We start from the raw sequence: 19,925 nt of genomic DNA, 5'->3' as shown, positions 1-19,925 counted from the left end.
ACGTGATAAAAAGATAGTACGGTATTAAGTGTGCAAGCTCTTTTCTCATAATAAGCTTCAATTTTTTGTGAAGAAACATAGGTCATTCAAGCCTGTTTTGTTGTCAATAGCAACAAAGTTTGAGAAAAGAGCTTTATAAAAAGGGGGAGGGCTTGCCATGGAACTGGAAATCGAGAACCTGGATGATCGAACGGATCCAGCAACTAAAAGGATGCTTCAGAATGTAATTGACCGAAAGAAAAAGTTTGACCGGTATAAATCCCGGCATCTTATGTCGGTATGGGTGACGATTGGGTTGATATCTGTCTATTTCTACTATCTTTATATTACGGTGTTAAAGCCGTATTCTTATTCTTTCGCTGAGATTTTTTCTGTGTATGTCCAGAATTCCGCGAATTTATATTTCCTCATCATGACGGTCGGGACATACGGGTTGATGATCCTGTTTAAGGAGAAGCGTGAAAAGGCAGAGAAAGAATACCAGGCGCTTCGTTGTGAAATAGTAGACCGAAGTAAGGATTTATGGAAAAAAGAAGAAGAGTGGAAGAACCGCCATATAGTGTTTGATATGATGAAGAAAAAGTTTGATATCAACTTGTTTCACGAAAATAAATAGAAGCATCCAAAACGGATGCTTCAGTTTACTCTAGAATATTCTCTTCTTTCCTTGTTCATCTTTGAGAATCTCCACTGCTTCCCGAAAGCGCTGGGAGTGGATGATCTCCCGTTCTCTAAGATATCGCAATCCATCATTCAGGTCAGTGTCATCGCTCATATTGATGATCCATTGATAAGTGGCTCTTGCTTTTTCCTCCGCAGCGATATCTTCATATAGATCTGCTATCGGGTCACCTTTAGCAGCGATATAGGAAGCGGTCCACGGAACACCTGCGGCATTATGATAGAATAGGGCGCTATCATGGTTCGCATAGTGCGCGTCTAGTCCTGCCTGCTTCATTTGCTCAGGTGTCGCGTCCTTAGTTAATTTGTAAATCATCGTGGCAATCATTTCCAAATGGGCGAATTCCTCTGTTCCGATATCAGTAAGCAGTCCAATTACCTTATCAGGAATCGTATAGCGCTGGTTTAAATAACGCAGTGCGGCTGCTAGTTCTCCGTCTGCCCCCCCATACTGCTCCACCAGGAATTTAGCGAGCATGGGGTTACAGGTGCTAACCTTTACGGGATATTGCAATTTTTTTTCATAAAGCCACATGTTCCTTACCCCTCCTTATTTCAGATTAGAGCTGCCATGGCCAAGGGCCATCGTTCCAATTCCACGGATATCCCGAATAGCTGTTACCATACTGCTGAAGAGGTCCATACATGCTTTCAACGACCTTTTTTAGCCGGCGCCTTTCTTTAGCGAACTGATTGAATTGGTTAATAGCTTCATAATCATCAGGATGGGTGTCTAAGTATAGCGTAAGTTCCACGAGCACAAAATCTACAGCCTGGAGTTCTTCCATGGCAGCATAAAATTCCTTTGGCAATTGCTTCATGAGTGATCATCCTCCCTTGGAGCTTCATAAGGCGAATACCAAGGATCATAAAAAACCTTCCACAGTGTCCCTGTCCTTAATGCTTGCATTGGAGTGAACTGTTCTAGATTGGGCGGCTGGAAGCCCAGGAATAAATTTGGCGGTGTAGAGTACGTTTTTGCCTTAATAGGCGGACAAGGGTCGAAGGGACTGGCGTACGGATACCATACTCTTCTATGTGTAGACAAACTAAGCCCTCCTCTAAATGAACTTCATTTCATTTTATGAGCAAAATTTCATTTCATGTTAAATTTATCTGGCAGGCAGGGATTTTTATAAATCTGTAGAATTATATATATATGGCAGTACTTTAAATTTGAGGTGAGTTGAATGTTTGTTAAAAGTATTATGATACCGAAGTACAAATGCATTACTGTGCAACAGGATGAGACATTGCAAAGTGTGTTAGAAAAGTTGGATGGTAATGAGATTGATGGAGTTCCAGTATTGGATGGTGACAAATATGTAGGCGTCGTCACGAGACATGGAATTTATCAGGAATTCTTCAATACCGGTGGACAGAAGGATGAATTTCTGCAAAGCAAATATGCGAAGGACATTTTGACTCTACAGGATCAAATCCTGCATGGCATTGAGGTTTTCGAAACAACATTAGTAAAATTGAAAGATATTCCGTTAATGGCGGTAATAGATGAGAATGGAAAATTCCAGGGAGCTGTAACCCGTTCAGACGCTCTGGACCAGTTCCAGAGTGCTTTTGGTGTCCATAGAGAGGGTGTCAGGATTGCGTTTACTTCTGTAGAAACGGAAGGCCGTATCGCAAGGCTGGCTGATATTGCTCACCAGTTCCATGAACATATTATCTCGTTGGTCACTTTTGATGAGACAGATAAGCTCGTCCGCAGGATTGTCATGAAAGTCGAAAAGAAAGACAACATTGACAGGTTTGTTAAGAAGCTGGAAGAGTCAGGATTCCGCATTCTTGATATTCATGAAGTTTGATTTTTCTATACGGAAATAAAGACAAGGGCCTTTCATACATTGTGTATGGGAGGTTTTTGTATGCTTTGGAAAGTTTTTAGGCTGGTCATTGGACTGCTTTGCGGTTACCTGTTTGTCTTTTCGCTGTCAGCTATATTTCCGTTTCAATCTGAGGAGTTCCTGGGCGAGTTTATTTTAAATCCATTTGAGTTCCTTGCCGGGGCAGTGGCTCTTGTATTTGGAATGTATGCAATCGGAGGATTAATCAGGGATGGGGGAGTTGCTGTCATAAGTGCATATAAGGGAAACAAAAACTTAGTACCTGATATTATCATAGCAATTACCTGTCTAGGCTCATTTTTTCTGCTATCACCCTTAGGAGCTTGGCAGACAGCAGTTTTTTTCGTTTTCTGCTTGCTTTATGGTATGATGTCATTTAGCTCACCAGAGGGCAGAAAAGAAAGCTAGATAAAGTATTGCGGGAGGCAGAAATGGATTTGATTTATTTTATACTTGGAATGCTGCTAATCGGCAGCTTCCTTCTACTATATATGTATCGCCAGGCCTTTACAGACCGAGTGCTGAATCAGGAAATCCGATTGAAGGAATTTCCGGAGAGCTTTGGGTCTGTCAAAATCTTTTTTATATCAGATATCCATAAGCGGATTATTCAAGATTCAATAATCAACGAGGTGAAAGGAAAGGCCGACCTTGTGGTTATTGGAGGCGATCTCGCGGAAAAAGGCGTTCCTTTGGAGAGGGTGTCTGCCAACATAGAAAAATTAAAAACGATTGCCCCAGTATTCTTCGTCTGGGGAAACAATGATTATGAATTCAACTCACATGAACTGGACTCACTTCTGTATCACTTGGGTGTTAAAGTACTAGACAACACAGCAGTGAAATTTGAATCGAGTACTGGGGATGTATTGTATATTTTAGGCATTGATGATTTAAGTCTTGGTAAAAGCAGGCTGGATCTGGCAATGCGTGATGCGGATGAAGAAGGATTCCGGATTCTTGTAAGCCATAACCCCGCCATCGTCAACAGTCTCAAGCCAGAACACAATATTAGCCTCGTTTTAAGCGGGCATACACATGGGGGGCAGATCAGGATATTCGGGTTCGGTCCTTATGAATTAGGCGGTATTAAAATGAAGAATGGTGCAACGTTGCTTACCAGCAATGGATATGGCACTACGGCTGTGCCTCTTAGACTTGGGGCCAGAGCTGAGACCCATCTACTTACATTGGTTGCGGATTCAAGAACAGCAGATTGAAGTTTTACACAGGTGCAGCAGCACGGCTATAATCGGTAGTACAGGTAATAACGGAGGTTTTAGGATGGGGAACGGCGCAGGAAAATATAATATTAAAGCAGTATCCAAAATGCTTGGTATTCAGCCCGGGACACTTAGGGCTTGGGAGAGAAGATATCAGATGATTGCCCCTGTCAGAAATGAATCCGGTCATCGATTATATACCGATGAGCATGTAGAAATTTTGCGGTGGCTGATCTCGAAAATAAATCAAGGCTTTACCATCAGCCAGGCTGTGTCTTTGCTTGAAAACTCAGCTTTATCAATAGAAAAGGCTGAAGTGCCTAGAAGGGACATGGTAGATGAGATTGGAGACAAGCTGTTGAGTGCACTTCTTGAGTTCAATAGTTCCAAGGCTCATGAATTGATTAACCAGGCCTTCAGTATATTTACAATTGACAAAACTGTTATTGATTTATTGGGCCCGATTTTGATTAAGGTGGGCGATTTATGGGAAGAGGGAAGTATAACGACTGCACATGAGCATTTTGCTTCGTCATTTATACGTTCGAGAATTGATGGATTATCAAATTCATTTCCGCACAATTCCTTTCTGCCAAAGTCAATTGCTGTATGCGGGCCTGGAGAAAGACATGAACTGGGTTTATTAATCTATACATTGTACCTAAGGCGAAAAGGATTTGAGGTAGTCTTCCTGGGCACAAGCCTTGCTGAGAATGATCTTGAGGTAGTGGTGGAAAAGGTGAAACCCAAGTTCCTCTTCTTGTCCTGCACTCTTGATGAAAATAGAGAGGCAACTTTGAAGCTTGCCGAGAAGATTAATAAAAGCTTTCCAGATCTTATCATTGGGCTCGGTGGTATAGCGATTGACTCCATGCCGTTAGAGCAGCAGGAAGAATATCAAGAGAACATTGTAGGCATGACAAGAGCGGAATGGGAAAAATGGTTAAAAAAGCGCATTGATCAATTTAAATAACTCACCAACCTGCGATATTTTCATAAACTAAAATAAGAGCTTTGTTGATGGCAGGGGGCATGAATATGCGCTTGGAACGATTAACCAACAATAAAATTAAGATATTCATTACGATAGATGATTTATCCGACCGGGGATTGACCAAAGAGGATATATGGAAGGATTCGTTAAAGTGGCATCAGCTTTTTCACGATATGCTCGAGGAAGCCAGCGAAGAATTCGATTTGGATATCATCGGTTCAGTTGCAGTGGAAATTTTTTCATTGCATGCCCAGGGGATGGTCATGATCGTCACAATGATCGAACAGGATGAAGATGAGGAGCAGTTTGATGATGGGATTATAGAAATGCAGGTCACGGTCGATGGAAGCGAAGACATTTTGTTTGAATTCGAAAGTGTCGAGGACGTGATCCAGCTGGCAAAAAGACTCTTGGACTCCGGAATTGCCGGAGGCAGCCTGCATTTTATGAATGACCATTATTATTTGCTCATGAATGGAATATTGCCTGATGAGACCAATAAGACAGTGTCATTAATGGCAGAATACGGAGTTCCATCAATATTGAGCATCCACAGACTGCTCGAATATGGGAACGAGATTATGGAAGAACGTGCAGTCGAAAGCCTTGTCCATTATTTTATGAAATAATGGATGGGCTTCGGCTTTTTTTTATGGAAGATATTGTGTTGTACGGGGGCTATTGGAATTAGGTCTTTTAGGCAAAAATATGCCTGATTGCTAAGGTAGGATTTTTAGAGAAATTTTATTGAGTTATCTTCGAATCTGACCCTTAGAATACAGTCTTGTCACCTAAGAATGTCTTATTATTCAGTCAATTTATTATCAAGTCAATAATAATAAGGGCTTGAATGGTAGCGTTTTCATTTAATAATCAAAAAATGCGGAAAACTGTTTTTTTCTTCTTGCATAAAATAACCAAAGGTGTATACTAATCCATGAAAGCAGACAACATCCGCAAAAGTGATTTAGGAGGTTTATCAATGGTAGCCGCAAACGGTAATGAAAATCCAAATAAAGAAGACAAACATGACGTCTTACGATCTACACAAACTGTTATTCACAAGGCTTTGGAAAAACTCGGATACCCTGATGAGGTTTTTGAGCTTTTAAAGGAGCCGCTCAGGATGATGACAGTGAAAATTCCTGTCAGAATGGATGACGGATCTGTTAAAGTCTTTACTGGCTACCGGGCGCAGCACAATGATGCAGTGGGTCCAACAAAGGGAGGAATACGTTTCCATCCAAACGTAACGGAGAAAGAGGTAAAAGCCTTATCAATCTGGATGAGCTTGAAATGTGGCATTGTCGATCTGCCGTACGGCGGCGGAAAAGGCGGGATAGTTTGTGATCCTCGCGACATGTCGTTCAGGGAACTGGAAAGATTGAGCCGAGGATATGTCCGTGCGATCAGCCAGATCGTAGGACCAACAAAAGACATCCCGGCACCTGATGTTTTCACGAACTCGCAGATTATGGCTTGGATGATGGATGAATATAGCCGTATAGATGAATTTAACTCTCCAGGATTCATTACAGGCAAGCCGCTGGTACTCGGTGGTTCACATGGTCGTGAATCAGCAACAGCAAAAGGGGTTACGATTTGTATCCGCGAAGCTGCAAAGAAAAAGGGAATCGAACTTGAAGGCGCAAGAGTGGTTGTCCAAGGATTTGGAAATGCCGGAAGCTACTTGGCCAAGTTCATGCATGATGCTGGTGCGAAGATCATCGGTATTTCAGATGCATACGGGGCGCTGCATGACCCAGACGGACTCGACGTCGATTACCTGCTAGATCGTCGTGACAGCTTTGGGACAGTAACTAAACTATTCAATAATACAATTACAAATAAAGAATTGTTGGAACTTGATTGTGATATTCTTGTTCCAGCTGCGATAGAAAATCAGATTACCGAAGAAAATGCCCACAATATCAGGGCTAGTATCGTCGTTGAGGCTGCAAACGGGCCAACAACGCTGGAAGCAACAGAAATCCTTACCGAGCGCGGCATCCTGCTTGTGCCGGACGTCCTTGCCTCCGCTGGTGGAGTAACCGTTTCTTACTTTGAATGGGTACAGAACAACCAGGGGTATTATTGGACGGAAGAAGAAGTCGAAGACAAGCTTGAAAAGGTCATGGTGAAATCCTTTGACAGCATCTATGATACAGCCCAGACACGCAGAGTAGACATGCGACTTGCTGCTTATATGGTCGGTGTCCGCAAAATGGCTGAAGCGAGCCGTTTCAGAGGCTGGATTTAACGTTAGAAAAGGGTTCTTCATTGAATCTTATGATGAAATCTCCTATCATTTAATGATGGGAGATTTTTTTATATCCTTAATCAGGTTTATATAGATCCATAAGGAGTGATTTTGCTACATGAATAAGGAAGATGTCATTATTGTCGGGGGAGGCCCATGTGGTCTTGCTGCCGCAATTGCTTTGAAGAATAAGGGCTTGAATCCGCTTATCATCGAAAAAGGAAATATAGTGAATGCGATTTATAATTATCCAACCCACCAGACTTTTTTTAGCAGCAGTGAAAAGCTTGCCATTGGCGATGTACCCTTCATAACCGAGAACCTTAAACCAAAGCGTAATCAGGCGCTGGTTTATTACCGGGAAGTCGTCAAGCGGGAAAAGCTTAGAATCAACAAATATGAAAGGGTAAAAGAAATAATAAAAAGACAAGAGTCCGTCTTCGAGGTGAAAACCGATAAACAGGTATACACCTCGGAAAATATCGTCATCGCCACCGGTTATTATGATAATCCTAATTTCATGGGTATCCCGGGCGAAGAGCTTGAAAAGGTCTCACACTACTTCAAGGAGGCACATCCTTTCTTTGACATGGATGTTGCAGTCATTGGCGGAAAAAACTCAAGCGTGGATGCTGCGATAGAGCTAGAGAAGGCGGGGGCGCGAGTGACAGTTCTATATCGTGGAGCAGAATATTCGCCAAGCATCAAACCGTGGGTGCTGCCAGAATTCGAGGCACTAGTTAAATCGGGCGTTGTTGATATGGTATTTAGTGCAGATGTCAAAGAAATCACTGAAGACTTCATTGTTTATGAACATGAAGGGAAAATAGTGAAATTGAAAAATGACCATGTATTCGCGATGACTGGATACCGGCCGGACCACGCCTTTCTTGAGAAAATGGGTGTGAAAATTGAGGCAGATACAGGTCGGCCGTATTTTAACCCTGAGACAATGGAAACGAATGTATCAGGAATATTTATTGCAGGAGTCATTGCTGCCGGGAATAATGCAAACGAAATATTCATCGAAAATGGACGCTTCCATGGCGGACAAATTGCAGAAGCAATATCAAGAAGACTTTAGAATGAATAAAAAAGGTGGAATGAACAAAAAAAACGGTGCCTGAATTCAATATGGCACCGTTTTGTTTATATAGATGGCACTACTGGAAGCTAATCGTACCCTTATGCAGCGTTTTGGTTTCACATAAGGATACATTTAGTGTCAAATCGTACCCTTATGCAGCGTTTTGGTTTCACATAAGGGTGCATTTAGTGTCAAATCATACCCTTATGCAGCGTTTAGGCTTCACATAAGGGTACATTTAGTGTCAAATCGTACCCTTATCCAGCGTTTAGACTTCACATAAGGGTACATTTAGTGTCAAATCGTACCCTTATGCAGCGTTTAGACTTCACATAAGGGTACATTTAGGATCTAATCACACCCTTATGCAGCATTACTCCTTTTCATAAGGGAACATTACCTGATCAAAAGAATAAGCGATGCTGCATACATGCACCTCGTTTTTCATATCTTATCTTGGTTGCTTCATTTTAAAACATGAACATCTCAGCAATTTCATCAATTTTGTCCGTTTTAGCAATGGCAACTAGGAGTTTGATCCTTGCTTTCTGTCCATTCAGGCCGTTTGAGAAGATGACGCCCAATTCCTTCAGGTGCTTGCCTCCGCCTTCATAGCCATAAACATCCTGGACAATGCCGGCAAAGCTCCTGGAAACAATGACGACAGGAATATTGTTTTTAATGAAGTCTTTTACACCCTCAAGCGCTGCGGGTGGGAGATTGCCTTGTCCAAGAGCTTCGATCACCACTCCGTCAACTTTTAATTCGAGTAACGCTTTGAGTAGGGATGAGTCCATTCCCGCGTGCGCTTTTATCAGTGACACTTTCTTTTTGATGTCCTGAACAGGATAGTTTTCATGTTTAGTTGGAGTGTGGTGGAAAAGAACACCCCTTTTTGTCACAATGCCAATCGGGCCGTATTGCGGGCTTTGAAAGGTTGAGATATTGCTAGTATGAGTTTTGGTGACGTTCACTGCCGTATGGATCTCGTCATTAAGGACAACAAGGACACCCTTACCCTTTGCATCTGGGCTGGAAGCAACGCTTATGGACGAAATTAAATTATAGAGTCCATCAGATCCGATTTCATTGCTTGACCGCATGGCGCCAGTAACGACGACCGGGAAGCTGGCCAGGCAGGTGAGGTCCAGGAAATATGCTGTCTCTTCAAGTGTATCTGTTCCATGGGTGATTACGGCTCCGTCAATGTTGCCCTTTTTATCATAATCCTCCAGGATGTATTTTAACTCCATCATCTCTTTGGGTGTAATATGTGGAGAGGGCAAATTGAAGGGCTCTTCAACAACAAGGTCAGCCAAACTGGATAAATGATCGGTTCCCTGTGTCAAAGGGTTATTCGTCCCTGGTTTTACTGCTCCACTTGTATCCTCGCTCATGGAAATGGTACCGCCAGTATGAATCAATAAAATATTCTTCTTCAAAACTATTACCTCCGAAAGACCAGTGAGAAAGAATAATAATCCATTTTCTTTCTTCTAATTACATGATACGATTAAAAAAACAAATTGAAAAGAGGACAGCATATGCTGGGAATAGTTACTGCCGGGGTAGCTCCGGGTCTTGCGCTGTTAAGTTATTTTTATTTAAGGGACCAATATGGGTCAGAGCCGCTATCCCTGGTGTTTAAAATGTTTATATTCGGTGCATTGCTTGTATTTCCGCTTATGTTCATTCAATATGTACTCTCTGCCGAGGGATTGTTCCAGGATGACTTCATAAAAGCATTCGGGACGGTTGGCCTTTTAGAAGAATTCTTTAAATGGTTTATCCTTTATTACACGATTTTTCAGCATATTTCCTTTGATGAACCTTATGATGGAGTCATCTACAGTGTGGCTGTGTCCCTGGGCTTCGCATCGGCTGAAAATATTTTTTATCTGCTCGCCAATGGTCTTCAGGACGCACTTGGCAGGGCGCTGTTGCCTGTTTCGAGCCATGCTCTCTTTGGAGTCATAATGGGTTACTATATAGGTAAGGCGAAGTTTTCACCGGTGGTGCAAAAGAAGTGGATCATGCTTTCGTTAACAGTGCCTGTCCTTCTGCACGGGATGTATGATTTCATCCTGATGACCAGGGAAGACTGGCTCGTGTTGATAGTTCCATTTATGATATTCCTTTGGTGGCTTGGTCTGCGAAAAGTTAAAAAAGCGAGAACATTGACTCTGCAGCATATTGAGAAGCAATTTCCAATCTGAAAAACTCTTCATTCTTAAAAAATGGAGGGTTTTTTTGTTTTGTGGAATAAAAGTCAACTCTTAACAAAAAATAAAAGCAATCTTTTAAGTTCACATCTTTGGGGGTTGCATTCAATGAAGAATTATCGGTCTATCTTGAAGGTGATGGCCGCGTTGGCTTTGATCATCTCTTTTGTACAATTTAGCGAGGTGGATCAAAGGGCTGAGGCCTTTACGAGCCAGGTGCTGCAGCAGGGTTCGACAGGAGAGGATGTAATTGAACTCCAGTCACGTCTTAAGCACATTGGTTTTTATAATGGCAAAATCGACGGAGTATTCGGATGGGGAACCTATTGGGCTCTAAGAAATTTCCAATACGAGTTCGGTCTGGAAATCGATGGAGTTGCAGGATGGAAAACAAAACTTAAGCTTGCGAAGGCGACGCCAAATGCGAAAATTGCCTGGGGCGGCGAAAAAACAGGCGGGGGCACAGCAGGTGGTGGCACTCAAACCCAGTCCGCACCAAAACCAGCAGCTGCAACAAATACACCAAATGGGTTCTCGCAGAATGATATTCAGCTTATGGCTAATGCGGTCTATGGAGAAGCCAGGGGTGAACCGTATACCGGACAGGTAGCAGTTGCGGCGGTAATCTTGAACCGTCTAGACAGTGCCACATTCCCGAATACAATATCAGGGGTAATATTCGAACCGAGGGCATTTACAGCAGTGGCTGATGGCCAAATCTGGCTAACGCCAAATGAGACTGCAAAAAAAGCTGTCCTTGATGCCATCAATGGCTGGGATCCTACTGGCAATGCTATGTACTATTTTAATCCCGATACAGCAACCAGCGCCTGGATTTGGTCACGACCGCAAATCAAAAAGATTGGAAAACATATTTTTTGTAAATAGGGGTGAGTTGAATTGCTAAGAGGAATAGCCATAGCAGTCCTGGTTGTAGGAATTGCCGGAACAGCATTCTGGGGTTATCAAGAGCACAGGGAAAAAACAGCAGTACTGATCAATGCGGAAAACAATTATCAAAGGGCCTTTCATGACTTGACATATCAAATTGATTTACTGAACGATAAAATTGGTACAACACTTGCGATGAACTCAAGAAGTTCATTATCGCCTCAACTTGCGGAAGTATGGAAGATCACTTCACAGGCCCATAATGATGTCGGTCAGCTTCCATTGACACTTTTGCCTTTCAATAAAACGGAAGAGTTTTTAGCGAATATAGGGAATTTTAGTTATAAAGCAGCGATTCGTGATCTGGATAAAGAACCATTAACAGAAAAAGAATATTCGACGCTAAAGACCCTTTATGAGCAATCAGGTGAAATTCAGCAGGATTTAAGGCAAGTCCAGCATATGGTACTGGAAAATAATCTTCGCTGGATGGATGTAGAGCTAGCCCTTGCGACTGAAAAGGGACAAACTGACAATACCATCATTGATGGGTTCAAGACTGTTGAAAAAACAGTAGAAGGCTATACGGAAACAGATTTCGGGCCAGCACAAATCAATCTTCAGAAAAAGGATGAAAACTTTAAAAAGCTGCCTGGCGAAAAGATATCAAAAGAAAAAGCGGTCCAGATTACCAAAGAATATACCCCGGTCAAAAAAGGGGGAAAAGTAAAAGTAACCGAAAGCGGCAAAGGGTCGGATTATGGTTTTTTCAGTGTATCGATCCAAAATCCTGAAACAAATCTGGAAGCGAGTATGGATATAACCAAAAAGGGCGGCTATCCAATCTGGTTTCTGCTGGATCGGGATGTGAAGAATCAAAAGCTTAGTCTCAATGACGCTTCTAATAAGGCAATTGCCTTTTTAAAGGATCACAATTTTGAAAACCTTGATCTCTTCGAAAGCGCTCAATATGACAACATTGGAGTTTTTACATTCGTAGGGAACCAGGACGGCGTAAGGGTTTATCCAGATGCAATCAACATGAAGGTTGCATTGGATAACGGTGATGTGATCGGCTTCTCAGCTGAGGATTATTTGAAATCCCATAAAGCAAGAGAAATCCCGCAAGCAGGTATTGAAATAGAAGAAGCAAAAAAGAAAGTCAATCCAAACCTCAAAGTAATGGATGAGAAAAAAGCAATAATCCTGAACGATCTTAATGAAGAGGTGTTATGCTATGAATTCACCGGAGTTCTCGGCAATGATACCTTCAGGATTTATATCAATGCGGAAGACGGTACAGAAGAAAAAGTAGAAAAACTTCATAACGCTGAACAAGTATATGAAGACGTCGTTTAAGGGGAAGCCAAGCGCTTTCCCTTTTTTTTATATAAAGGCAAAAACACATTTGTTAATATGGTTTTTGTAAAAATAATCCATTAAAGGACTATTGCACCAGCTTAGCCCGACGTGTCATAATAAATATGAAATTATATATAGAGAACAGTTTACAAATAAAACAAAAATTAAAAACAGCATAGACAGAAGTGGGGAAGTGGATTAGCTATGATAAAAATCGGTGATAACATAATCCTTGAACATAAGTATTCCGACAGTTTTGAACAATATAAGTGTAAACTGGTTGAGCGTAAAGGAAACGATCTGTATATTGATTATCCTGTAAATTTGAATACTAACAGAACAGTGTTCTTGCTTGAGGGTACACCTTTGAAAGCTAATTTTGTAACCGAATCAGGTTCTCATTATTATTTTGACACTGAGGTTAAAGGAAGAATCAAACTTAACATTCCGATGGTGATTCTTTCATATCCGGGAAGGGAGCGCCTTATCAAGATTCAGAGAAGGCAATTTGTCCGGGTGGAAACCTCTGTAGATGTTGCTGTTTACTCTGGCAAGGGAGAATTTGCGCCGTTTACAACAGTTACTGATGATGTCAGTGCAGGAGGGGCTGCATTGCTGATTGATAAAAACAGCAGTTTGAAGCAGGGGATGGAGATTGATTGCTGGTTTGTCCTTCCAATGCAAAATGGAGAATTTGAATACAGGAAGTTCCGTGGTAAGGTTGTCCGGATCATCGATGGACAAGGACATATGAACAAAGCTTCTGTTCAATTTTTTGAATCATCGGGCACCGACAGGCAGGTGCTTCTAAGGTTCTGCTTCGAAAGACAACTTGAAATGAAGAAAAAAGGGCTTCCTGTCTAAAAGGAATAAAAACCTGGAAATGCTCCAATACTAGAATAAAAGTTTTTACAGGAGCATTAAAGATGAAAACACTTGAAAGAATCTTAATCAAGATCGCTATCATTCAATTTATTTTCTTGGTTATTGCCCAAGTATTTTTCCATGAATTCAATGCTTTTCCTGAACTTAAACAAATTACTCAATACGAGGGTGTTACGGACAATAATCATTCAGAAGTCCTGAATTCATTCAGGAGCAAAGAGTAAGCAGGTGCTAAGCCTGCTTACTTTTTATGTTAAGGCTTTTTTTAGGCTCTTTTAGCAAACTTTGTTGCTATTGACTACAAAATAGGATTGAATGACCTATGTTTTCTTCACAAAATTAAAAGTTATTATGAGAAAAGAGCTTGCACACTTAATATCGACCTACAAAATAGCCTTTTATCACGTTAAAATCGGCTTTTGGATTTTAACAACAATTTTTACGAAAAACAGCCTTTTTAAAAAAGGAGTTTTTAAAATATCAAAAGCCTGGAATATTCCTCTTGATAGGGGTACAAGACAAGTTTTGAAAAGTGCCTTAAAAAAAGTGTTGAATGACGAGGATTAAAAGATTTTTGTGTTAAAATATAAGAGTATATCTAGTAACAACAAGGAGTGTACCAGGAGGAAATATGAGTAGACGAATTTCAATTGCCATAGACGGTCCTGCAGCAGCAGGAAAAAGTACGGTTGCCAAAATTGCAGCCGAAAAACTGACTTATATTTACATCGATACAGGTGCGATGTACAGAGCACTTACATACAAGGCCTTGAACAAAGGAGCCAGCCTGGACAACGAAGCAGAGTTGATTGAGATCTTAAACAATACATCAATCGAGCTAATGCCTGGAGAATCAGGCCAAAAGGTTTTGCTTGATGGGATCGAGGTCACCAATGAGATTAGGAGTGCGGGAGTTACCAATCAAGTATCATATGTAGCTGTGCATGAACTTGTCAGAAAAGAGATGGTCAAACGCCAGCAGCAGTTTGCAGTTGATGGCGGCGTGGTGATGGATGGAAGGGATATCGGCACTCATGTATTGCCGAATGCCGAGGTGAAGGTATTTTTACTTGCAAGTGTTGAGGAAAGGGCACAGCGCCGACATGCAGAAAATATCCAGAAAGGATTCCCATCTGATCTGGAAAAGCTGAAAGAAGAAATTGCCGCGCGTGACAAGATTGATTCGGAGCGGGAAGTAGCCCCTTTGAAAAAGGCAGATGATGCAATTGAAATTGATACAACATCTTTGTCGATTACAGATGTGGTAGACAAAATCATGGGTTTGGCGCTTGAAAGGATCGGGTGAAATTGACGGTTTATTCGTTTGCAAGGTCTTTAGTAAATACAGTATTAAAACCAATTTATCGGATTGAGGTGATTGGCAGAGAAAATATGCCTGCTGATGGCGGCGTGTTGTTATGTGCCAATCATATTGATAATCTAGATCCCCCGGTAGTCGGGATTACTGCACCCCGTCCCGTCCATTTCATGGCGAAGGAAGAGCTTTTCGCTGTCCCTTTACTTGGGAAAATTGTTCCACACCTAAATGCTTTCCCTGTCAAAAGAGGTATGAGTGACAGGGAAGCTTTAAGGAAAGGCCTCGGAATTTTAAAGGATGGAAAGGTTTTAGGATTGTTTCCAGAGGGAACAAGAAGCAAGACAGGTGAAATGGGTAAGGGACTTGCAGGAGCAGGCTTCTTTGCGCTCCGCTCTGATGCTCATGTCGTTCCATGCGCAATCATCGGTCCATACAAAGCATTCAAGAAATTGAAGGTGGTATATGGAAAGCCTATCGATATGGTATCAATCAAGGAAAAAAAGTTAAATGCAGAACAGGCAACTGACTTGATCATGAGTGAAATCCAAGAACTTATTAACAAATATAAGTAATGTTTCTTGCTTGACAAAAATGTCTGTTTGTAAGAAGTTATTAAGAAGAGATATTTTTAGAATTTTCACTTAGTGACTAATTAATGTGTTTTTTAAGTGGCTTTTCGCCATAAAGCATATATTTGCAGCAGTCATGGATTAAGGAGGAGTACATATGTCAGAAGATATGAATCAAATCGAGGTAAAAAACTTTGAGGCTGGCGACCGTGTCAAAGGCCAGGTAACGAAAGTGGAAGAAAAGCAAGTTTTAGTAGATATCGAAGGAAGCAAGCTCGATGGCATCATCCCGATTAGTGAACTCTCAAGCCTTCATGTTGAAAAAGCTGAAGATGCAGTATCTGTCGGGGATGAGTTGGAGCTCGAAGTTCAAAAAGTTGAGGAAGAAGCTTTAATTCTCTCAAAGAGAAAAGTAGATGCTGAGAAAGCCTGGGAAGAACTTAAAGGCAAGTTTGAAAGTGAAGAAGTTTTCGAGGCAGAAGTAAAAGATGTCGTTAAGGGCGGTCTGGTAGTTGACCTTGGCGTACGCGGCTTTGTTCCGGCATCTCTTGTGGAATCCCACTTTGTGGAAGATTTCTCTGATTACAAAGGGAAAACGCTCAGCTTCAAAATCGTAGAGCTTGACCAGGAGAAGAACCGCCTGATCCTTTCACACCGAGCTGTCGTGGAAGAAGAGCAAGGCAAGAAGAAACAGGACTTGCTTGCGGCCATCCAGTCGGGACAGGTTATTGAGGGTACAGTACAAAGAATCACCGACTTTGGTGCGTTTGTGGATATCGGTGGAGTTGATGGTCTTGTCCATATTTCACAGCTGTCTCATGAGCATGTTGAAAAGCCATCTGATGTTGTTCAGGAAGGCCAGCAGGTTCAAGTTAAAGTATTGAGCGTTGATCGTGACAATGAGCGTATATCGCTTTCAATCAAAGAAACACTGCCTGGACCATGGGCAGACATTGATGAGAAAGCTCCTAAGGGCAGCACTCTAGAAGGCACTGTGAAACGTCTAGTTTCTTATGGTGCATTTGTCGAAGTATTCCCTGGGGTTGAAGGACTTGTCCATATTTCGCAAATTTCTCATAAGCATATCGGCACACCGCATGAAGTCCTTCAAGAAGGGCAGACTGTAAAAGTAAAGGTGCTTGACGTAAACAAGCAAGACCAAAGACTATCACTTAGCATGAAGGAGTTCGAGGAAAGAGAAGGTAATGAAGCTTTTGACTATGAACTTCCTGAAGAAACAAAAGGTTTCAGCTTAGGTGATATGATCGGAGACAAGCTAAAGAATCTTAAACAGTAATGGTGATAAATAGTGTCAAGATCAAAACGTAAATGGGACCATATACAATATGCCCTCGAAACAGGACAGAAGCGGATAACCGGTTTTGACGATATTAAGTTTGTAAACCAAAGCTTGCCTGGATCAAATCTTGATTCAGTAAAATTTGAAACTAAAATTGGCGAACTTTCTTTAAGTTCGCCAATTTTTATAAATGCAATGACAGGCGGCGGCGGGGAGAGAACTTACCGCATCAACCGTGAATTGGCTGTAGCGGCAAGAGAGACAGGATCTGCGATTGCAGTTGGATCGCAAATGGCTGCACTGAAGGATCCGGACGAACGAAGAAGTTATGAAGTAGTCAGGGAAATGCACCCTGACGGTATTATCCTTGCCAATCTGGGCAGTGAGGCAACTGTCGGGCAGGCAAAAGCCGCAATCGATATGCTCCAGGCAGATGCACTGCAAATTCATTTGAATGTAGTACAGGAATTGACCATGCCTGAGGGAGACAGAAACTTTGACGGTGCGTTAACGAGGATTATTGAAATCCAACAGAGTGTGGGAATTCCAGTAATCGTGAAAGAAGTTGGTTTTGGCATAAGTGCCGAGACAGCAGCTAGACTTTTTTCTTCAGGAATACGCTATGTTGATGTTGGGGGATTTGGAGGTACCAATTTTGCGGAAATTGAAAATAAGCGGAGGAACCGTTTGTTGACGTTTTTCGAGGATTGGGGAATTCCGACTGCGGCCTCCATAATTGAAACAAAATCCACATCACCAGAACTTTCCGTTATCGCTTCAGGAGGAATACAGACTAGCCTTGATATTGTTAAAGCGCTTGCATTAGGTGCTGATGGTGCCGCAATGGCTGGCTACTTGCTAAAGACCTTGATGGAAAATGGAACAGAAGATCTAATCAAGGAAATCCATCTGTTAAAAGATGAAATTATTGTCATTATGACAGCACTAGGTGTACATACGATTGAGGAACTAAAAAACGTGCCTATGGTCATATCAGGAGATACGCATCACTGGCTTGAACAAAGAGGTATTGATACGAAGGCTTTTGCAAGAAGGAAAAAAAATTAATCTAAGAATAAATACAGAAGGGCCCCTTGCTTTTGCAGGGGGCCCTTCTGCGTGTTGGTTGATTATAACGTAACATAATGGTCAGCAGGTCATAACCTGTCCATCGGTCGCGTTTTTAGCTATACTTGCCGTCATTTAAGGAACGAGCTTCTTCAGGGCTCTGCATTTTGGCTGCTCCTGGGTAGTGCAGTGCCTGGTCACGGTCAGACTCCACTCGTCCGCTCTTCTTAAGTTTCTTTTCCTGTCTGTCTTTGCCCATATCATTACCTCCTGGTCATTAAAATAAAAGCCTTACAGAGATTTGTCCGGATAAACAGACCTATTCCTGTGATTTGTCCATTTGTCCATTAATCTAGAACAGTTTTCCAGCTGTAATAAATATACTGCTTTTCTTAACATGGAACAGGTGAAAAACTTTATGCAAAAAAGATTAAATTACATAAGTGATTACCATAATGGAAATGATAGGAGGGGTTGAATGGAAGGGTTGTACTTTTATTGGCTGGCATGGATAGGTTGGATTTGGACTACTTTCTTCATGAATAAAGATAATCCGCTTCGGTTGAAATGGACTGTTATGTTGCTTGCCGTCATTTTTGCGGCACCATTTACAGTTGATGTCCTTATATTTGAGCTTCACCTATCTGCTTTTGCGATTGCCTTTTTTATTTTTTTGGAAACCAGGCGAAAAAAGACAGGCTCATTTTTATATTTATTCTTAACTTCATTTATTATCATGCTTGCCTATACGAGTTTTTTAATGTTCGAATTATTTGACCCGGTCTGGGTGTTATTCGATCGAAAAATTATGCTTGGAGCAGCAGGTTTTTATCTGGCAGTCCTGTTACATAAAGATCGACATGATCGTATATTAGCTTTGATTTCAGGCTTTTTGCAGGGTGATATATTATTTTCTGCGATTCTGTGGAAATTTAATTTTCCATATGCTGCTGCATCCATGGTTTTTATGGACATATTGTTCATATCTCTAGGATTGCTTCTTGCCTGGTCAGCTATTGAATCAATAATTGCGGTCATGTCGGGAAGTACAATAAACCAAGTTGAAGGGGAGGAACAAAAGACTTCATGAATGAATACACGTTACCAATCGTATTCGGAATTGCTATAGGGACGTTATCGAGACTTTTTATGCTAAGGACCGATTATCGTCAGTATCCAACATATTTGCATGGGAAAATCATTCATGTAGCTCTCGGATTCATTGCAGCGGGACTTGGCACGGTTGCAGGTCCTGCAATCATGGAGGAGGAATTCACGGCGATTACCTTCTTGACCCTGGCAGCGTCACAATTCAGGGAAGTCAGGAATATGGAGCGAAATACGCTTACCGAACTCGATAGCTATGAACTCGTTTCCCGGGGAAAGACCTATATCGAGGGAATTGCGATTGCTTTTGAGAGCCGCAATTACCTGGTGATTTTCACCTCGCTTGTCAGCACACTCGCATATCTGATTTTTAACATTTGGGCTGGAATCATTGCCGCGATTATTGCGGTGCTTATCTCCCATAAGCTGATGTCAGGCGGAAAGCTAAAGGATATCGTTGAAATCGAATACATGGAACCACGGTTTGATGGCGCCGGCCTTTATGTTGATAATATTTATATTATGAATATCGGTCTTCCTGAAAGGCAGAAAGAAGTACTTCGTTATGGTATGGGTTTTATTTTAAAGCCCAAAAACATGAATGCTCGTTCCACAATTGCGAACCTTGGACAGAGACAGGCGGTGCTGCACGATTTGTCCACTGCGCTTGGAGTTTATCGTGATTCAGGAACACCTGCACTCGTGCCGCTGGCTAAAAGGGATCTGGACGATGGCAGAGTAGGAGTGTTCGTGCTGCCACAGGAGAGGGATATCGAGCGTGCGATAACGGTGATTGGTGATGTGCCAACACTGGAGAACGCAATCAGGATGCCTTCTGAAAAAAAGTGCAATGAAGGGAGTGGGGCTCAATGATGCTTGAGAAATTCGTCCTTGCCGCCATCACAACAAACCCTAAAAAAATACCATCCGGAACCGCTGTTTTTCATTGTGATTCAAAGGAAGAAATGGAGAAGGTCGCTGCAAACCTCGAAGCAATCCTGGATGGAATCGCCCATTCCCTGACGGAAGACCTATATATTATTGTAAAACACTGACAAGAAATGTTTTCATTGCCTGTTTAAGGCATCTTTTGATA

General features: G+C 41.8%; 24 protein-coding genes and 1 pseudogene. 20 read left to right on the top strand and 5 right to left on the bottom strand.

The genetic code is table 11. From position 1 onward, the window contains the following. Positions 1 to 157 precede the first annotated feature (157 nt). The gene (locus tag AC0VX7_RS15905) at positions 158 to 616 is read left to right on the top strand and encodes a YpbF family protein (RefSeq protein WP_215028883.1); all 459 of its coding nucleotides are present in this window, start codon (positions 158 to 160) and stop codon (positions 614 to 616) included. Between the two features lie 30 nt (positions 617 to 646). On the opposite strand, the gene AC0VX7_RS15900 is transcribed toward AC0VX7_RS15905, so the two are convergent. The 3 genes from AC0VX7_RS15900 to AC0VX7_RS15890 are packed head-to-tail and all read right to left on the bottom strand — an operon-like array spanning position 647 to position 1,729. Next, positions 647 to 1,216, bottom strand: coding sequence for a manganese catalase family protein (locus AC0VX7_RS15900; protein ID WP_215028881.1), 570 nt, complete (start codon positions 1,214 to 1,216; stop codon positions 647 to 649). A 25-nt stretch (positions 1,217 to 1,241) separates the two neighbouring features. After that, complete coding sequence (locus AC0VX7_RS15895; protein WP_215028878.1) at positions 1,242 to 1,502, bottom strand: spore coat protein CotJB; 261 nt, start codon at positions 1,500 to 1,502, stop codon at positions 1,242 to 1,244. Next, on the bottom strand, positions 1,499 to 1,729 hold the full coding sequence (locus AC0VX7_RS15890; protein WP_023627506.1) for a spore coat associated protein CotJA: 231 nt from the start codon (positions 1,727 to 1,729) through the stop codon (positions 1,499 to 1,501). The genes AC0VX7_RS15895 and AC0VX7_RS15890 overlap by 4 nt, the downstream gene beginning before the upstream one ends. Positions 1,730 to 1,871: 142 nt before the next feature. Between AC0VX7_RS15890 and AC0VX7_RS15885 the strand changes: the two genes are divergently transcribed. The 7 genes from AC0VX7_RS15885 to AC0VX7_RS15855 all read left to right on the top strand — a co-directional run bounded on the left by AC0VX7_RS15885 (position 1,872) and on the right by AC0VX7_RS15855 (position 8,104). Next, complete coding sequence (locus tag AC0VX7_RS15885; RefSeq protein WP_475425005.1) at positions 1,872 to 2,504, top strand: CBS domain-containing protein; 633 nt, start codon at positions 1,872 to 1,874, stop codon at positions 2,502 to 2,504. 60 nt (positions 2,505 to 2,564) lie between these two features. Continuing rightward, positions 2,565 to 2,951 (top strand): hypothetical protein, encoded by a 387-nt coding sequence (locus AC0VX7_RS15880; protein WP_475425004.1) that lies wholly within the window; start codon positions 2,565 to 2,567, stop codon positions 2,949 to 2,951. Positions 2,952 to 2,980: 29 nt separating this feature from the next. Beyond that, entirely contained in the window at positions 2,981 to 3,763 is a 783-nt protein-coding gene (locus AC0VX7_RS15875) for a metallophosphoesterase (RefSeq protein WP_475428176.1), read from the top strand. Positions 3,764 to 3,827: 64 nt separating this feature from the next. Then, on the top strand, positions 3,828 to 4,739 hold the full coding sequence (locus AC0VX7_RS15870; RefSeq protein ID WP_475425003.1) for a MerR family transcriptional regulator: 912 nt from the start codon (positions 3,828 to 3,830) through the stop codon (positions 4,737 to 4,739). 65 nt (positions 4,740 to 4,804) lie between these two features. After that, positions 4,805 to 5,389 (top strand): genetic competence negative regulator, encoded by a 585-nt coding sequence (locus tag AC0VX7_RS15865; protein ID WP_475425002.1) that lies wholly within the window; start codon positions 4,805 to 4,807, stop codon positions 5,387 to 5,389. Positions 5,390 to 5,742: 353 nt separating this feature from the next. Beyond that, positions 5,743 to 7,020: a Glu/Leu/Phe/Val family dehydrogenase gene (locus AC0VX7_RS15860; protein WP_214906772.1), complete on the top strand. Its 1,278-nt coding sequence runs from the start codon at positions 5,743 to 5,745 to the stop codon at positions 7,018 to 7,020. Between the two features lie 118 nt (positions 7,021 to 7,138). After that, complete coding sequence (locus AC0VX7_RS15855) at positions 7,139 to 8,104, top strand: YpdA family putative bacillithiol disulfide reductase (RefSeq protein ID WP_475425001.1); 966 nt, start codon at positions 7,139 to 7,141, stop codon at positions 8,102 to 8,104. Positions 8,105 to 8,577: 473 nt separating this feature from the next. Here AC0VX7_RS15855 and AC0VX7_RS15850 read toward each other — a convergent pair whose 3' ends face one another. Next, positions 8,578 to 9,549 (bottom strand): asparaginase, encoded by a 972-nt coding sequence (locus tag AC0VX7_RS15850; protein ID WP_475425000.1) that lies wholly within the window; start codon positions 9,547 to 9,549, stop codon positions 8,578 to 8,580. A 102-nt stretch (positions 9,550 to 9,651) separates the two neighbouring features. Between AC0VX7_RS15850 and prsW the strand changes: the two genes are divergently transcribed. The 9 genes and pseudogenes from prsW (at position 9,652) to fni (ending at position 17,722) form a co-directional block, all read left to right on the top strand. Further along, the gene (gene prsW / locus AC0VX7_RS15845; protein ID WP_475424999.1) at positions 9,652 to 10,323 is read left to right on the top strand and encodes a glutamic-type intramembrane protease PrsW; all 672 of its coding nucleotides are present in this window, start codon (positions 9,652 to 9,654) and stop codon (positions 10,321 to 10,323) included. A 204-nt stretch (positions 10,324 to 10,527) separates the two neighbouring features. After that, positions 10,528 to 11,217: pseudogene (gene sleB, locus AC0VX7_RS15840) on the top strand (spore cortex-lytic enzyme); the annotation flags it as partial. A 12-nt stretch (positions 11,218 to 11,229) separates the two neighbouring features. Next, entirely contained in the window at positions 11,230 to 12,579 is a 1,350-nt protein-coding gene (gene ypeB, locus AC0VX7_RS15835; RefSeq protein ID WP_475424998.1) for a germination protein YpeB, read from the top strand. A gap of 207 nt (positions 12,580 to 12,786) precedes the next feature. Beyond that, complete coding sequence (locus tag AC0VX7_RS15830) at positions 12,787 to 13,446, top strand: flagellar brake protein (RefSeq protein WP_475424997.1); 660 nt, start codon at positions 12,787 to 12,789, stop codon at positions 13,444 to 13,446. A gap of 62 nt (positions 13,447 to 13,508) precedes the next feature. After that, positions 13,509 to 13,691, top strand: coding sequence for a YpfB family protein (locus AC0VX7_RS15825; RefSeq protein ID WP_475424996.1), 183 nt, complete (start codon positions 13,509 to 13,511; stop codon positions 13,689 to 13,691). A 407-nt stretch (positions 13,692 to 14,098) separates the two neighbouring features. Then, positions 14,099 to 14,773, top strand: coding sequence for a (d)CMP kinase (cmk, locus tag AC0VX7_RS15820; RefSeq protein ID WP_475424995.1), 675 nt, complete (start codon positions 14,099 to 14,101; stop codon positions 14,771 to 14,773). Between the two features lie 2 nt (positions 14,774 to 14,775). Next, the gene (locus AC0VX7_RS15815; RefSeq protein WP_475424994.1) at positions 14,776 to 15,357 is read left to right on the top strand and encodes a lysophospholipid acyltransferase family protein; all 582 of its coding nucleotides are present in this window, start codon (positions 14,776 to 14,778) and stop codon (positions 15,355 to 15,357) included. Between the two features lie 154 nt (positions 15,358 to 15,511). Continuing rightward, positions 15,512 to 16,651 (top strand): 30S ribosomal protein S1, encoded by a 1,140-nt coding sequence (gene rpsA / locus AC0VX7_RS15810; protein ID WP_475424993.1) that lies wholly within the window; start codon positions 15,512 to 15,514, stop codon positions 16,649 to 16,651. Positions 16,652 to 16,663: 12 nt separating this feature from the next. Then, positions 16,664 to 17,722 (top strand): type 2 isopentenyl-diphosphate Delta-isomerase, encoded by a 1,059-nt coding sequence (gene fni, locus AC0VX7_RS15805; RefSeq protein WP_475424992.1) that lies wholly within the window; start codon positions 16,664 to 16,666, stop codon positions 17,720 to 17,722. Positions 17,723 to 17,837: 115 nt separating this feature from the next. Here the strand turns inward: fni and AC0VX7_RS15800 are convergent, their stop codons facing one another. Then, the gene (locus AC0VX7_RS15800) at positions 17,838 to 17,981 is read right to left on the bottom strand and encodes a YpzI family protein (protein ID WP_084135440.1); all 144 of its coding nucleotides are present in this window, start codon (positions 17,979 to 17,981) and stop codon (positions 17,838 to 17,840) included. Between the two features lie 219 nt (positions 17,982 to 18,200). Here AC0VX7_RS15800 and AC0VX7_RS15795 point away from each other — a divergent pair, with 219 nt between their 5' ends. Genes AC0VX7_RS15795 through AC0VX7_RS15785 form a run of 3 tightly spaced genes read left to right on the top strand, consistent with a single transcriptional unit; the run spans position 18,201 to position 19,884 of the window. Further along, entirely contained in the window at positions 18,201 to 18,812 is a 612-nt protein-coding gene (locus AC0VX7_RS15795; RefSeq protein ID WP_475424991.1) for a YphA family membrane protein, read from the top strand. Further along, on the top strand, positions 18,809 to 19,702 hold the full coding sequence (locus tag AC0VX7_RS15790; RefSeq protein WP_475424990.1) for a YIEGIA family protein: 894 nt from the start codon (positions 18,809 to 18,811) through the stop codon (positions 19,700 to 19,702). Before AC0VX7_RS15795 ends, AC0VX7_RS15790 begins: the two co-directional genes overlap by 4 nt. After that, positions 19,699 to 19,884 carry a capping complex subunit for YIEGIA gene (locus tag AC0VX7_RS15785; RefSeq protein WP_215028824.1) on the top strand — a complete coding sequence of 62 codons (186 nt, stop codon included), beginning with the start codon at positions 19,699 to 19,701 and terminating at the stop codon, positions 19,882 to 19,884. The genes AC0VX7_RS15790 and AC0VX7_RS15785 overlap by 4 nt, the downstream gene beginning before the upstream one ends. Positions 19,885 to 19,925 lie beyond the last annotated feature (41 nt).

It is taken from the genome of Mesobacillus sp. QJM3NY_10, assembly GCF_056173465.1.
Note: the sequence above shows the minus strand (reverse complement) of the source record. Positions and strands in the feature narration are given on the sequence as shown.

Coding starts and splice junctions, on each gene's coding strand:
- AC0VX7_RS15825 (WP_475424996.1), top strand. CDS start 13,509: ATGAAAACACTTGAAAGAATCTTAATCAAGATCGCTATCATTCAATTT.
- AC0VX7_RS15895 (WP_215028878.1), bottom strand. CDS start 1,502: ATGAAGCAATTGCCAAAGGAATTTTATGCTGCCATGGAAGAACTCCAG.
- AC0VX7_RS15860 (WP_214906772.1), top strand. CDS start 5,743: ATGGTAGCCGCAAACGGTAATGAAAATCCAAATAAAGAAGACAAACAT.
- AC0VX7_RS15880 (WP_475425004.1), top strand. CDS start 2,565: ATGCTTTGGAAAGTTTTTAGGCTGGTCATTGGACTGCTTTGCGGTTAC.
- AC0VX7_RS15830 (WP_475424997.1), top strand. CDS start 12,787: ATGATAAAAATCGGTGATAACATAATCCTTGAACATAAGTATTCCGAC.
- AC0VX7_RS15900 (WP_215028881.1), bottom strand. CDS start 1,216: ATGTGGCTTTATGAAAAAAAATTGCAATATCCCGTAAAGGTTAGCACC.
- AC0VX7_RS15870 (WP_475425003.1), top strand. CDS start 3,828: ATGGGGAACGGCGCAGGAAAATATAATATTAAAGCAGTATCCAAAATG.
- prsW (WP_475424999.1), top strand. CDS start 9,652: ATGCTGGGAATAGTTACTGCCGGGGTAGCTCCGGGTCTTGCGCTGTTA.
- AC0VX7_RS15905 (WP_215028883.1), top strand. CDS start 158: ATGGAACTGGAAATCGAGAACCTGGATGATCGAACGGATCCAGCAACT.
- AC0VX7_RS15785 (WP_215028824.1), top strand. CDS start 19,699: ATGATGCTTGAGAAATTCGTCCTTGCCGCCATCACAACAAACCCTAAA.
- AC0VX7_RS15800 (WP_084135440.1), bottom strand. CDS start 17,981: ATGGGCAAAGACAGACAGGAAAAGAAACTTAAGAAGAGCGGACGAGTG.
- AC0VX7_RS15885 (WP_475425005.1), top strand. CDS start 1,872: ATGTTTGTTAAAAGTATTATGATACCGAAGTACAAATGCATTACTGTG.
- AC0VX7_RS15795 (WP_475424991.1), top strand. CDS start 18,201: ATGGAAGGGTTGTACTTTTATTGGCTGGCATGGATAGGTTGGATTTGG.
- AC0VX7_RS15855 (WP_475425001.1), top strand. CDS start 7,139: ATGAATAAGGAAGATGTCATTATTGTCGGGGGAGGCCCATGTGGTCTT.
- AC0VX7_RS15865 (WP_475425002.1), top strand. CDS start 4,805: ATGCGCTTGGAACGATTAACCAACAATAAAATTAAGATATTCATTACG.
- AC0VX7_RS15790 (WP_475424990.1), top strand. CDS start 18,809: ATGAATGAATACACGTTACCAATCGTATTCGGAATTGCTATAGGGACG.
- rpsA (WP_475424993.1), top strand. CDS start 15,512: ATGTCAGAAGATATGAATCAAATCGAGGTAAAAAACTTTGAGGCTGGC.
- cmk (WP_475424995.1), top strand. CDS start 14,099: ATGAGTAGACGAATTTCAATTGCCATAGACGGTCCTGCAGCAGCAGGA.